Origin of the sequence: Rapidithrix thailandica (assembly GCF_039710355.1) — a bacterium.
Lineage (GTDB): Bacteria > Bacteroidota > Bacteroidia > Cytophagales > Flammeovirgaceae > Rapidithrix > Rapidithrix thailandica.
On the sequence record NZ_JBDKWZ010000006.1, the window covers coordinates 161479 to 174093 of the forward strand.

Genomic DNA, 12615 nt, shown 5'->3' on the forward strand with positions numbered 1-12615 from the left:
AAGTGTCTGTTAATAAAGAATGTGGTGTGTTTTTTTGAACATTATCGTAAAGCCTTTCCATTTTTGGATAGGCTTTATACTTTTTCGAGCATAAAAAAAGCTACCCCTTAGTACGGGCAGCTTTCTTTGAAAACGTTGGAAAAACTAAGCGTTCATTTTATCCAACACTTCCATCACAGCTTTTACATGACCTCTTGAAGTTTCCAACAAGGCTTTTTCGTCTTCGGTCAACTGTAATTCAATTACTTTTTCTACTCCGTTTTTACCTAAGATAACAGGTACACCCAAGTAGCAATCATCGATGCCGTATTCCCCTTCGAGCTTGATACATACCGGGAATACTCTTTTCTGGTCTTTTACGATCGCTTCTACCATTTGGGCAGCGGCTGAACCCGGAGCATACCATGCAGAAGTACCCATCAGTTTTACCAATTCGCCCCCCCCTACTTTTGTGCGGTCAACAATTTTGCTCAGAGATTCTTCATCGATCAACTCTGTCACAGGGATTCCACCTACAGTAGTATAGCGAGGTAATGGCACCATGGTATCCCCATGTCCACCCATTAACACCGCTTGAATATCTTTAGGAGATACGTTTAACGCTTCTGCCAAGAAGGCACGGTAACGGGCGGTATCCAGAATACCCGCCATACCCATGACTTTATTTCTACTCTTTCCTGACTTCAAGTGCGCAGCATACGTCATTACATCCAAAGGATTCGATACAATGATAATGATCGCATCCGGTGAATGTTTAATTACATTTTCAGTCACCGATTTTACGATTTTCGCATTGGTTTCGATCAAATCGTCACGGCTCATGCCCGGTTTTCTAGGCAAGCCGGAAGTAATCACCACTACATCCGAACCAGCTGTTTTTTCATAATCATTGGTCACCCCGATAGTCCGAGAGTCGTACAGATTGATGGGAGCTTTTTGCCAGATATCCAAAGCTTTACCTTCGGCAAAACCTTCTTTGATATCGACCAAAACAATTTCGTTGGCAACTTCACGGTAAGCCAAAACGTCCGCGCAAGTTGCTCCTACATTACCAGCTCCTACTACAGTAACTTTCATAGGTTTATGTTTTTTTATGATTTAGTGGATCGTTTAAATACCTGTGCGAATATACTCAAGAAGGCCTAAAGATGTAAGGAAATCGCCTAAAGATTTGCCCTCCCAAAATAAGGTTGAAGGCTGGGAGGAGTAGCAGATGGAAGGGAAAATTGCAAGAAAGGTTGGGAGCGGGAGGGTTTGCAAAATCCGTTTTTTTTAAACGCATAACATTAACCTGAAATGAAGCAAGCGCTCACTTTTGCCCTCCTCCAACAACAGCTGTCTATTTTCTGATGATTCTTTTTTTGAAACCCGCCCCCCGGTTAGTAATTTTGAAGCAGAACAGTAGAACGATACACAACCCTCGTTTATAAACAACTCTTATGATACATACATTTATAGGGCAATTGGGGAGCTTAATGGTCAACACGGCATTTATTACGGCTATATTGACCGCCGTGGCTTATTGGATGGCCAGCAGGTCCCAAGCCGACCTCCAAGAAAAAAGCTGGCGGAAATTCGGCCGGATAAGCTTTATGATCCATGGCCTGGCCGTAATGGGCACCGTAGCATGTTTATTTTTTATCATTTACAACCACTACTACGAATACCATTACGCCTGGAGCCATTCTTCAAACAACTTACCGGTTCACTTTATGATTTCCTGTTTTTGGGAAGGTCAGGAAGGGAGCTTTTTATTATGGATTTTCTGGAATGTGCTTTTAGGGTTTGTATTGCTCAAATCCGCTAAAAACTGGGAAAAACATGTCATGCCGGTCTTTGCCATCGTACAGGCATTTTTGGTATCCATGATTTTAGGAGTGGTTATTTTTAATCTGAAAATCGGTAGCTCCCCCTTTATTTTGTTGCGGGACGTGATCGATGCACCGATTTTTAAAATGGACCCTAATTTTGTACCTGAAGATGGTAACGGGCTCAATCCTTTATTGCAAAATTATTGGATGGTCATCCACCCCCCCACACTTTTTCTGGGCTTTGCTGCTACACTCGTGCCTTTTGCATTCTTGATAGGCGGATTGCAGTGTAAAAAATTCAGCGAATGGGTAAAACCCGCTTTGGCATGGTCGCATTTTGCGGCTTTGGTATTGGGACTCGGGATTATGATGGGAGCCTATTGGGCCTATGAAACGTTAAATTTTGGTGGGTACTGGAACTGGGATCCGGTTGAAAATGCCGTCTATATCCCTTGGTTGGTATTAGTGGGGGCGATTCATGTCATGATTATTTACAGAAATAATCACACGGCCCTAAAAACAGCCATGATTTTAGTGATCGCCACTTTTATTTTGATTCTTTACTCCACCTTCTTAACCCGGAGTGGTATTCTGGGAGAATCCTCCGTACACTCCTTTACCGACTTGGGCTTGTCCGGCCAGCTTCTGATTTACTTATTTGCTTTTATAGGAATTTCCGTTTACTATTTGGCTAAAAACTGGAAAGAAATTCCCACGGATGAAAAAGAAGTATCAACATATAGCCGGGAATTTTGGATTTTTATTGGAGCAACCACTCTCTGCCTGGCAGGGTTTCAAGTATTAATCCCTACTTCCATTCCGGTTTGGAATGCCATTCTTGGCTTAGTAGGCATCGACTCCAACATGGCCCCTCCGGCAGATCAGGTGGAATTCTATACAAAATTTCAACTTTGGGCCGCTGTTGCCGTAGCTTTGTTATCGGGTACCGGTCAGTTTTTCTTCTGGAAAAAGATGGACAAACAGAAATTTCAGGATGCCATCAAACTGCCGGTTGCCGCAACCCTCATTGCTTCTGCCTTAATCATTTCTTTAGGACAAGTCTATGACATCAAATACATTGTACTGCTTACCACTTCATTGTATTCGGTTGTAGCCAATATCTTTATTCTTTTCAAACTCATCAAGAGCAAATTTACTTTGGTAGGCGGTGCAGTCGCACACATGGGGCTTGCCATGATGTTCATTGGAATTCTATTTTCTTCAGGCTATTCGAATGTTATTTCCTTAAATATGACCGGAAGGCCTTGGAGTGAATCATTTGAAGAAGAAATGAACCGGGAAAACCTGTTGATCTTCAGAAACGAACCCCGGCAAATGGGAGAATACACCCTCACTTATAAAGGTCCACGGGCGGAATCAGAAGATATACCGGGATATTTTGACAGAGAACTATTGATTTCCACCGGTATTCCTTACCAGGCCGTACTAAAAGACGATATCGTTTTAAAAGGAAATACTTATGCCAAGCGCGGTGATACCATTCAGGTGTACAATGAAAATACCTATTATGAAATTGAATACCGCAAAGCTGATGGCAAAGTATTCACCTTGTACCCTCGCGTACAGGATAACCCTCAAATGGGGATTGCAGTGTCTCCGGACATTCTTAACTTCTGGAGTTCGGATATCTATACCCACCTTACAACAATGGCGGTAGACGATGATGAAACACACTGGAGTGAACCCGAGCATCATGAGATTGCCATTGGTGACACGGTAATTATCAACGATTACTTTACCATTCTGGAAAATGTGGTGCGCGTAGATGACCCGGTACAATTTGACCTGACTCAGGGTGATTTTGCCGTCAAAGCCCGTTTAAGGGTACTAGGCTTAAACCAAAACTATTATATAGAGCCCTTGTATGTCATCAAAGACAAACGCATTGGCACAGTTCCTAACACCAACCGGGCCTTAGGAATACGGGCTACTTTTGAAAAAATAGATCCGGAATCAGGGAAATTCAGCTTTTCTATTGAGACTTCCCAAAAAGACTGGATTGTCATCAAAGCCGAAGAAAAGCCATTTATCAACGTCCTTTGGATCGGAACCATCCTGATGTGTATAGGATTTGGCATTGCCATGGTCAGACGATTTTCAGAAAGTAAAAGAGAAATCCTGACGGATAAATCCGATATGTCGATTGAGAAGAAAAACAAAGCAGTGGCTTAATAGCCAAAAAGTTTATAGTTTACCAGATACATACTAGGTACGGGGCAAAGCTCAATTTGCCCCTTTTACTATTGAAGTGGTTTAATCTTATAGTTTTTGATTCCATTTTTCAGGAAGAAGAAAAAGGTTAATTCACTTCATTAAAAACTAATTCATTCAGCAATATATCGATGCGATGAAAAAAGACGAATGTTTTGAATTGGGGTATATCACAAAAACCCACGGACTGGAAGGAGAAGTATCAGCAGTATTTGATGTGGACATTCCGGAGCATTACGCAGATATAGAAAGTGTTTTTATTGAGATTCAAAATCAACTTGTTCCTTATTTTATCGAATACATCCACTCAGCCAACAACCGGTTGATAGTCAAATTCGAGGAAATAGACGGAGTGGAACAGGCTAACCCATTAAAAAACAAAAAACTATACTTGCCCCTAAAAGCCTTACCCGAGCTGGACGAGGATCAATATTACTATCATGAGTTGATTGATTATTCCATCCATGATCAGGGTTTAGGTGAATTGGGTACGGTTGAAAATGTGTTCGATATGGGCAGTCAAATGTTGATTGCCATGATTTATAAAGGAAAAGAGGTGCTGATCCCTATCCAGGATGATATTGTCAAAAAAGTAGACAAACAGCAAAAAGTCATTGAAACGGCCTTGCCTGAAGGGCTGTTGGATTTATATATGGAAGAGTAAAAAACAAGGATCCGTTAACCAAGACCTGTGCTTGTTAACGGATCAAATTTTAAGCTTTTTTTCTACTATAAAATATTCACTTCAGGTTCTATGAGTATTCCAAACTTGTCTTGAACCGATTTTTGGATTTTTTGAGCCAATTGCCAGGCCTCCTCTCCTTTCGCCCCTCCCAAATTGACCAATACCAAGGCCTGTTGCGCGTACGTTCCTACCTTGCCTACTTTTTTTCCTTTCCAACCACATTGTTCGATCAACCAGCCTGCGGGAACCTTTACTTGTCCGTCTTCCACCGGATAATATGGTATATTAGGAAATAACTGTTGGATTGGGAGTAGTGCTTCTTTGGGAATGATAGGATTTTTGAAAAAGCTACCGCAATTGCCTATTTCCTTCGGGTCGGGTAATTTGCTTTGACGAATAGCAATTACCGCATTACTCACATCCCGCAAGGTAGGATTTCGAATTCCTTTTTCTTGAAGTGTTTTCTCAATAGCTCCGTATGAAGTATTCAGTTGTGGTTTTTTCCGTAAGCGCAATGCCACTGAAGTTACCAGGTACTTTCCTTTAAAAGTACGTTTAAATATGCTATCGCGATAGCCAAACTCACATTGCTCTTTATGAAAAGTGTGCAGCTCTCCCGTAGACAAGTCAAGCGCTTCCAGGTGGTCAAACACATCTTTTAGTTCGACCCCGTAAGCTCCGATATTTTGAATAGGGGCTGCCCCTACCGTACCCGGAATCAAAGAAAGATTTTCTATACCTTGCCAACCTTTTTCCACACAATAAAGTACGAAGCGATGCCAATTCTCCCCGCCTCCGGCACGTACATACACCCAGTCATGCTCCTCTCTGATCAGTTCAATGCCTTCAATTTCATTCTTTATGACCAACCCTTCAAAATCTTTGGTAAACAAAATATTACTACCTCCTCCTAATACTACATAAGGCCGTTGAGCCAACGTACCGGATGCTACCATTTCTTTTGCATCTTCTGTACTTGCTATCCGGACAAAAAAATGGGTAGATGCCTCTACCCCAAATGTATTATACGCAGTAAGTGATATATTTTGTCTCAACTCCATGATGATATCCGGTTAAGCCGTAATTTCCCCCACCAGTTTTTCCAAATCCAAATTATTAAAGGACCCTGAAGACATCAATGCCAAATTAGCAGCATTCCACTCTTGAGTGCTCAGGTATGTATGCAGTTCGTCTGAATTGGTAAAGACTTTTAAGTTTTGGTCGTTAAAAGCATCTTTCAACTGCTGTGGCGAGATAGGCGGCATGTTTTTCAATTCCAGTGTATGCGGGTTAAAATAAACCATAGCCTCATCCGCCTTCTTCATTGCCCCTTTGTACTGTTGAATAAACTCGGAATTCAGGCTGCTATAGGTATGCAATTCGAAACATGCCCGAAGCTTGCGTTTAGGAAATTGCTTTTTCAATGCTTCTACAGTCGCTTTCAGTTTGGAAGGAGCATGCGCAAAGTCCCGGTAAACATTTACGGAGCCCGATGCTACGAGCAGTTGCATCCGCATATGAAGCCCTTGGTAAGATTGCATAGCCTTACAAAAATCTTCGTTGCTCACCCCCATTTTTGCACAAACTTCTTTGACAGCCGAAACATTCAACATATTATGTTCGCCAAAGAATTTCACCGGATACAAGTCCTTATTTTCCGACTGTAACAAAGTTTGCCCGTCTTTCAGTTTGTGTTTTTGTGAAGTGTAGGGGATCAAAGTCACATCCTCTTGGATATTGGCCTTTTTGACCAACTGACTCAATACCTTATCCTCACTATTATAAATTATGGTACCGCCTTTAGGAGTCTGTTCAGCAAGTCTGACAAACTGCTGTGTATATGCTTCCAAAGTGGGGAAAACATTAATATGATCCCAGGCAATGCCCGTCATAACCACTACATGGTGTTTATAATGCAAAAACTTAGGATTGAGATCCAGTGCCGAAGTCAAATATTCGTCTCCTTCAATCACAATGCTTGGTGCACGCTCGGTCAAGCGGATGGTGTGGTCCATTCCTACGGGCAAAGCCCCCAGCAAATAGTCCAAAGGTCGTTGTACGGTGTTCATCACATGCACAATCATTGAGGTCACGGTTGATTTCCCATGACTGCCTGCTACCACAATCCGCTGTTTGTCTTGATTTTGCTGATAGATATATTCAGGAAAGGAATAAATCTTTAGTCCAAGTTCTTGAGCTTTTTGCAATTCAGGGTTATCCCTCTTAGCATGCATCCCCAACACCACCGCATCAATATCCTGAGTAATTTTTTCGGGAAACCAGCCGAAGGGCTCCGGCAATAAGCCTTTCGCTTTTAACCGGCTATAAGAAGGTTCAAATATTTCGTCATCTGACCCAGTTATTTTATTTCCACGCTCCTGTAAAGCAATGGCAAGGTTATGCATTACGCTACCCCCAATCGAGATAAAATGAATTTTCATTTAACTTTAGTACAAATCTGTTCTATGATTGTATATTCTCAAAAGCAGAGACAAAATTAATTGAAATTTTTAAAAACCTATGCTCCTGCCCTACAGCTTTCCAGATAAAGTGTAGAAATTGCCTTTTAAAAAGCGCTATAAGCATGTATAAGTGAAGGTTTTACTACTCATTTTATCCTTTTTTCAAATTTTCCAGGTATTTTTTTTTCGACAGCCTTTTTACAACAAGTTATACCCCCTCCCTTGTCAACTGCTTCAATCTTTTGTTTGTGTAGCCTTTGAAAGAAGAAAATTTCAACAAGCATCAGACCTTCAGTTCCTTTGGGTACCAGAAAATTTTTACCGGAGTCTTAATTTTCAAATTCCTTTTCCTCATATGCTTTTGAAATTGGTAATCCACCGACAAAATATCTAATTTTGCAGCATGGACAACAACGCAAATTCAGGTCAAAAACCTTCTGTAAATAGATTTACCCGTAAACAAGAACCAGCTATGATGCTCGGGAACAAAAGGCCTTATGACATACAGTTAGAACAGGCCGTATTGGGTGCCTTAATGCTTGAAAAAGAAGCATTGAACGATGTCATTGAGATCCTCAAACCGGATACGTTTGACAAAGATGCCCACCAATCCATTTACCAGGCCATTCAAACGCTCTTTGCCAAACAAGAGCCGATTGACCTGCTGACGGTGACCAACGAATTGCGGGCCAAAGGCGAATTGGAAAAATGCGGAGGGCCACAATACCTGGCTCAGTTGACCTATAATGTCAACTCTGCAGCCAATATCGTTTTTCACGCCCGGATCTTACAACAGTACGCCATGAAACGGCAATTGATCAAAATTGCCAGCGAGATTCAGCGAGGATCTTACGATGAGACAAGCGATGTCTTCGAAATCCTGGACCATGCTGAACAGTCCTTATTTGAAGTATCTGAATTGAACTTGCGTAAAAACTACTCTGCCATGCCTGAGGTGATGAGTGAAGTGGTAGCAGAGTTAGAAACCATGAAAGACCGGGAAGAAGGACTGACCGGGGTAGCTTCGGGATTCACCGAATTGGACCGGGTAACTTCCGGATGGCAAAAATCGGATTTGATCATTATCGCAGCCCGTCCGGCCATGGGAAAAACAGCCTTTGTCTTGTCGGCAGCCCGAAATGCAGCCGTGGAATTCGGACAGGGAGTTGCGGTTTTCTCCTTGGAGATGTCGGCAGCCCAACTGGTAAAACGTTTGATCTCCGGAGAAGCCGAAATCGAAAGCGGAAAGCTTAAAACCGGAAAACTCTCCGACTTTGAATGGAAGAAATTTGTAGATAAAACCGCCTCTTTGGCAGAAGCCCCTATTTATATCGATGACACACCGGCATTGACCGTACTGGAGCTTCGGGCAAAGTGTAGACGCTTGAAAGCACAACACGATATACAGATCATCATCATTGACTACTTACAACTCATGACCGGTGACAGCAAAGGAGGAGGCAACCGGGAGCAGGAAATTGCCTTTATCTCCCGTTCTCTGAAACAAATTGCCAAAGAATTGAACGTACCGGTCATTGCCCTTTCGCAGTTGAGTCGTGCCGTGGAAACCCGGGGAGGAGACAAAAGACCACAGCTGTCTGACCTTCGGGAATCCGGATCTATCGAGCAAGATGCGGATATGGTCATGTTCCTTTACCGACCGGAATACTATGGTATTACGGAAGATGAAGAAGGTAACCCGGCAACCAATATGGGTGAGGTGATTATTGCCAAACACCGGAACGGCTCTTTGGAAAACGTTAAACTGAAGTTTATCGGACAATACACCCGCTTTACCGATTGGGAACCAGATGGCTTTGTAGATGATTTGGGAGGCGGCAACTTTGGTGGAGGACAGTTTATCGATAACTTCGGCCCCGGTAACAGTGAGACCATTACAATCGGAAGCAGGATTAACGATATCAAAGGCAACGAACCTCCTCAAGGAGGTCAGGATAGCCCCGGGGATGTGCCGTTTTAGTTTTAGAGTATATTCTATTTGTAAAAAAGAAAAGCCTGCCGCCTTATAATTTAAGGCGGCAGGCTTTTTTATACTGAATATATTCGGATACACCGAAGTGTAAACTATTTCTTTCGAATCTCTGTAGGACAGTTCCCAATTGGTAGTGTAAAAGTTTGGCTATAAGCGTTGAGTTTATGGTTACTGTCTGCGGTTAATTTCATCCCTGATTTTCGCGGCCCTTTCATAGTCTTCCTTTGCAATGGCCTTTTCCATCATTTCTTTGAGCTCATCGAGTGGCAAATCTTTCAATCCTTCTTCACTTGTAGAGGAAGATTTTTTCGATTTGGATCTCCGGGTACTGGCTTTTTTTCCACTGTTGCTCTCTTCACCCTCATCGATATCACTCAATTCAATCCCTGCTTCTTCCAAAATTGCTTCATAAGCGTAGATCGGCACTCCAAAACGGATTCCGATGGCTACAGCATCTGAAGGGCGGGCGTCCAATTCGATAAAATTAGAGCCGTCTTTCTTAGCACAAATAATTTTGGCATAGAAGACCCCTTCCTTTAAATCGGAAATGATGACTTCGTGCAGATCTATCTCAAAATTTATGGCAAAAGATTTAAACAAGTCATGCGTCATGGGCCGGTTCGAAACGATCTTTTCCATTTCTATCGCAATCGCCTGCGCCTCAAACATGCCAATGATGATCGGTAATCGTCTGGTGCCCTCTTCTTCTCCTAATACCAAAGCAAAAGATCCGGATTGCGAGTGACTTGCCGATAATCCTAGTATTTCTAATTTAACCTTGTTCAAAGCCTATTTTTTAATTTTCTGATGATTACAAATGTACAGGTTTTCATAACAGTACAACACCGTCTCTACCAAACCTAAAATCGAAATTATAAAATATCTTTAAAGAATTAATAATAAAAACCCTACAATTGTTTACACCCTCTCTAAGTATTTTTAATGAAACACTGAAAAACAATCATTTACAAAAGATATTCAATACAGCATTTTATGAGGTGTCTATGCGGCAAATTTTAATTCAACCGGCAAAAGTATGGGTAGCTAGTACCCGGAGAGGGAAAGACAAAAAAACTCCCGGAGGGCAATCTCCGGGAGTAGTACGATGGGTATCTATTGTGCTTTAAAAGCTTCAATCAATTTCGGTACCACGTCAAATGCATCGCCTACAATGCCATAATCCGCGGCTTTGAAGAAAGGTGCCTCCGCATCTTTGTTCACTACCACAATGACCTTTGAGGAGTTCACTCCTGCCAAGTGTTGAATGGCTCCGGAGATTCCGATCGCAATATACAAATTCGGGCTGATTTTGATCCCGGTTTGCCCTACGTGTTCGTGGTGAGGGCGCCATTCCATATCCGACACGGGTTTGGAGCATGCTGTAGCTGCCCCCAAAAGCTTCGCCAGCTCCTCTACCATCCCCCAGTTTTCCGGCCCTTTCAATCCCCGGCCACCCGAAACGACAATATCTGCTTCCGGTAACAATACTTCGCCTTCGGCTTTTTCTTCGGATAACTTACTCACGGCAAAATCGTCAGAGGCGAAATCAGTGTTCAAATCCACTACTTCTGCACTTCCCTCTCCTTTTTCTACAGGCACCGTATTTTTCTTGATGGTAATCACGCGGTTTCCTTCCGGCAATTGTACATCGGCAAATGCTTTACCAGTGAAAATGCTACGTTTTACCGTAAATCCGTTTGCCGTATCAGGCAAAGACACTACGTTAGTAACTACCGAAGCACCGACTTTGATACCTACCCTGGAGGCAAGAGCATCTACCATGGAAGAACGAGCCATCACCAAAGTATTGGCCTGTACTTCTTTAAAGGCATTTGCTATCAAGGTGCTTACTCCTTGTACCGTAGCATTCTCATTCAATTGGGTGCTTTGGCAATGAAGTACTTTCGCAGCACCGTATGCGCCTAATTGAGCGAGGCTCTCGGTATCTATCTCTCCGTAGGTGACGACTTGTACTTCCTGGCCTGTTTGGCCGGCTACACTCACTCCATAACAAAGCGCTTCGATCGAGGAGGTTTTTACGGATTTGTCTTCTATTTCTACAAAAACTAATATAGCCATTTGTCTAAATTTTCAGGGTTAAATTAAAAAGGTAAACTACTACCGTGACACTTACAGCACTTTCGCCTCTTCTTTGAGTAAAGTCACCAGCTCCGCAACATTGTCCGGGTCAATCATTTTGCACTGCCCCTTTCCTTCCGGCAATTCATAAGACACATATTGCGTTACCTCCCCTACTTCTTCAGCAGCAATCACTTCCAAGGGCTTCTTGCGGGCCATCATAATTCCTCTCATATTTGGGATTTTCCATTCGGCAATGGGTTCCTGACATCCGGCAACAAGTGGAAAACTCACTTTCAGTTCTTCGGACCCTCCTTCTATTTCTCTGGCCAACACGGCCGAATCTCCCTCGAGATCCAGTTTCATACATGGAGCGATGGAAGGCATTCCTAACAGCTCGGCTACCATCCCGTGCACTAAGCCCCCGTTGTAATCACTGGACTCCCTGCCCATCAGAATCATATCAAAGTTTTTATCTTTGGCATAGGCCGCAATTTGCTTAGCCACAAAATATGCATCAAGAGGTTCCGCATCGATTCGCACGGCCTGATCAGCCCCGATAGCCAGCGCCTTCCGGAGGGTGGGTTCCGTATCGGCCGGCCCTACGTTCAAAACCGTAATCGTTGCTCCATTCGTTTCTTTCAGCTCTACTGCCCGGGCCAAGGCAAAATCATCATATGGTCCTATAATAAATTGTACACCATTGGTATCCAGTTTGTTATCAACAAACTTTATCTTTGTAGTGGTATCCGGTACATGACTAATACAGACAAGGATATTCATCTTATGTGGGTTTTATTGATTAATAAAACAATATTTAACATTTCTAAAAAGAATTGTCTTTCTGGTTAAGAGTAGACTATTTTGCAAAGGGTGATAAAAAATTGGCCTTTCGCAGAAAATGTTATGCATGCATAACATTTTCAAATGTATCATTTAAATCGGATTTCACAAAAAAATTATAAATAAATCGCAGCAACTCAAACAAAAACAGTCATGAATTTAGAACGGATAGAGAAGTTAAACGAATTTTTGAACAAGGAGCCGAATGATCCGTTCCTGCTTTATGCCCTGGGAACTGAATATGCCACTTTTGATGCAGAGAGAGCCTTGGTTTATTTTGAGCGCTTACTGAAAGAATTTCCGGACTATACCGCTACCTATTATCATGCAGCTGCATTGTATGATGAAATGGGGGCCATTGACCGGGCCAAGGTGGTCTATGAAAAAGGCATTGAGAAGTGCCAACAGGTAAATGAAGCCCATACCTTGCGAGAATTGCAATCTGCGTATCAAAATTTCCTTTTTGAAAACGATTTTTAGACTATTCCAATACACTAAAAAAGTTGTATT

10 protein-coding genes are annotated in these 12615 nt (G+C 42.5%); 4 read left to right on the forward strand and 6 right to left on the reverse strand.

Annotation, left to right across the window (positions count from 1 at the left end; translation table 11 throughout):
- Positions 1-144: 144 nt before the first annotated feature.
- Positions 145-1077: a malate dehydrogenase gene (mdh, locus tag AAG747_RS12010; RefSeq protein WP_346821418.1), complete on the reverse strand. Its 933-nt coding sequence runs from the start codon at positions 1075-1077 to the stop codon at positions 145-147.
- Positions 1078-1439: 362 nt separating this feature from the next.
- Between mdh and ccsA the strand changes: the two genes are divergently transcribed.
- Positions 1440-4004 carry a cytochrome c biogenesis protein CcsA gene (gene ccsA, locus AAG747_RS12015; protein ID WP_346821419.1) on the forward strand — a complete coding sequence of 855 codons (2565 nt, stop codon included), beginning with the start codon at positions 1440-1442 and terminating at the stop codon, positions 4002-4004.
- A gap of 175 nt (positions 4005-4179) precedes the next feature.
- The gene (rimM, locus tag AAG747_RS12020) at positions 4180-4707 is read left to right on the forward strand and encodes a ribosome maturation factor RimM (RefSeq protein ID WP_346821420.1); all 528 of its coding nucleotides are present in this window, start codon (positions 4180-4182) and stop codon (positions 4705-4707) included.
- A gap of 65 nt (positions 4708-4772) precedes the next feature.
- Here the strand turns inward: rimM and murB are convergent, their stop codons facing one another.
- A complete protein-coding gene (gene murB, locus AAG747_RS12025; RefSeq protein ID WP_346821421.1) occupies positions 4773-5789 on the reverse strand; it encodes a UDP-N-acetylmuramate dehydrogenase in 1017 nt (338 codons plus the stop codon).
- 12 nt (positions 5790-5801) lie between these two features.
- Positions 5802-7169 (reverse strand): UDP-N-acetylmuramate--L-alanine ligase, encoded by a 1368-nt coding sequence (locus AAG747_RS12030; protein WP_346821422.1) that lies wholly within the window; start codon positions 7167-7169, stop codon positions 5802-5804.
- 424 nt (positions 7170-7593) lie between these two features.
- Here AAG747_RS12030 and dnaB point away from each other — a divergent pair, with 424 nt between their 5' ends.
- On the forward strand, positions 7594-9171 hold the full coding sequence (gene dnaB, locus AAG747_RS12035) for a replicative DNA helicase (protein WP_430300595.1): 1578 nt from the start codon (positions 7594-7596) through the stop codon (positions 9169-9171).
- A gap of 180 nt (positions 9172-9351) precedes the next feature.
- Here the strand turns inward: dnaB and AAG747_RS12040 are convergent, their stop codons facing one another.
- The 3 genes from AAG747_RS12040 to AAG747_RS12050 form a co-directional block, all read right to left on the reverse strand.
- Positions 9352-9969: a bifunctional nuclease family protein gene (locus AAG747_RS12040; protein WP_346821424.1), complete on the reverse strand. Its 618-nt coding sequence runs from the start codon at positions 9967-9969 to the stop codon at positions 9352-9354.
- A 327-nt stretch (positions 9970-10296) separates the two neighbouring features.
- Positions 10297-11262, reverse strand: coding sequence for an electron transfer flavoprotein subunit alpha/FixB family protein (locus tag AAG747_RS12045; protein WP_346821425.1), 966 nt, complete (start codon positions 11260-11262; stop codon positions 10297-10299).
- A 51-nt stretch (positions 11263-11313) separates the two neighbouring features.
- Positions 11314-12045: an electron transfer flavoprotein subunit beta/FixA family protein gene (locus AAG747_RS12050; RefSeq protein ID WP_346821426.1), complete on the reverse strand. Its 732-nt coding sequence runs from the start codon at positions 12043-12045 to the stop codon at positions 11314-11316.
- Between the two features lie 213 nt (positions 12046-12258).
- Here AAG747_RS12050 and AAG747_RS12055 point away from each other — a divergent pair, with 213 nt between their 5' ends.
- The gene (locus AAG747_RS12055) at positions 12259-12585 is read left to right on the forward strand and encodes a tetratricopeptide repeat protein (RefSeq protein ID WP_346821427.1); all 327 of its coding nucleotides are present in this window, start codon (positions 12259-12261) and stop codon (positions 12583-12585) included.
- Positions 12586-12615: the final 30 nt, after the last annotated feature.

Coding starts and splice junctions, on each gene's coding strand:
- mdh (WP_346821418.1), bottom strand. CDS start 1,077: ATGAAAGTTACTGTAGTAGGAGCTGGTAATGTAGGAGCAACTTGCGCG.
- ccsA (WP_346821419.1), top strand. CDS start 1,440: ATGATACATACATTTATAGGGCAATTGGGGAGCTTAATGGTCAACACG.
- rimM (WP_346821420.1), top strand. CDS start 4,180: ATGAAAAAAGACGAATGTTTTGAATTGGGGTATATCACAAAAACCCAC.
- murB (WP_346821421.1), bottom strand. CDS start 5,789: ATGGAGTTGAGACAAAATATATCACTTACTGCGTATAATACATTTGGG.
- AAG747_RS12030 (WP_346821422.1), bottom strand. CDS start 7,169: ATGAAAATTCATTTTATCTCGATTGGGGGTAGCGTAATGCATAACCTT.
- dnaB (WP_430300595.1), top strand. CDS start 7,594: ATGGACAACAACGCAAATTCAGGTCAAAAACCTTCTGTAAATAGATTT.
- AAG747_RS12045 (WP_346821425.1), bottom strand. CDS start 11,262: ATGGCTATATTAGTTTTTGTAGAAATAGAAGACAAATCCGTAAAAACC.
- AAG747_RS12050 (WP_346821426.1), bottom strand. CDS start 12,045: ATGAATATCCTTGTCTGTATTAGTCATGTACCGGATACCACTACAAAG.
- AAG747_RS12055 (WP_346821427.1), top strand. CDS start 12,259: ATGAATTTAGAACGGATAGAGAAGTTAAACGAATTTTTGAACAAGGAG.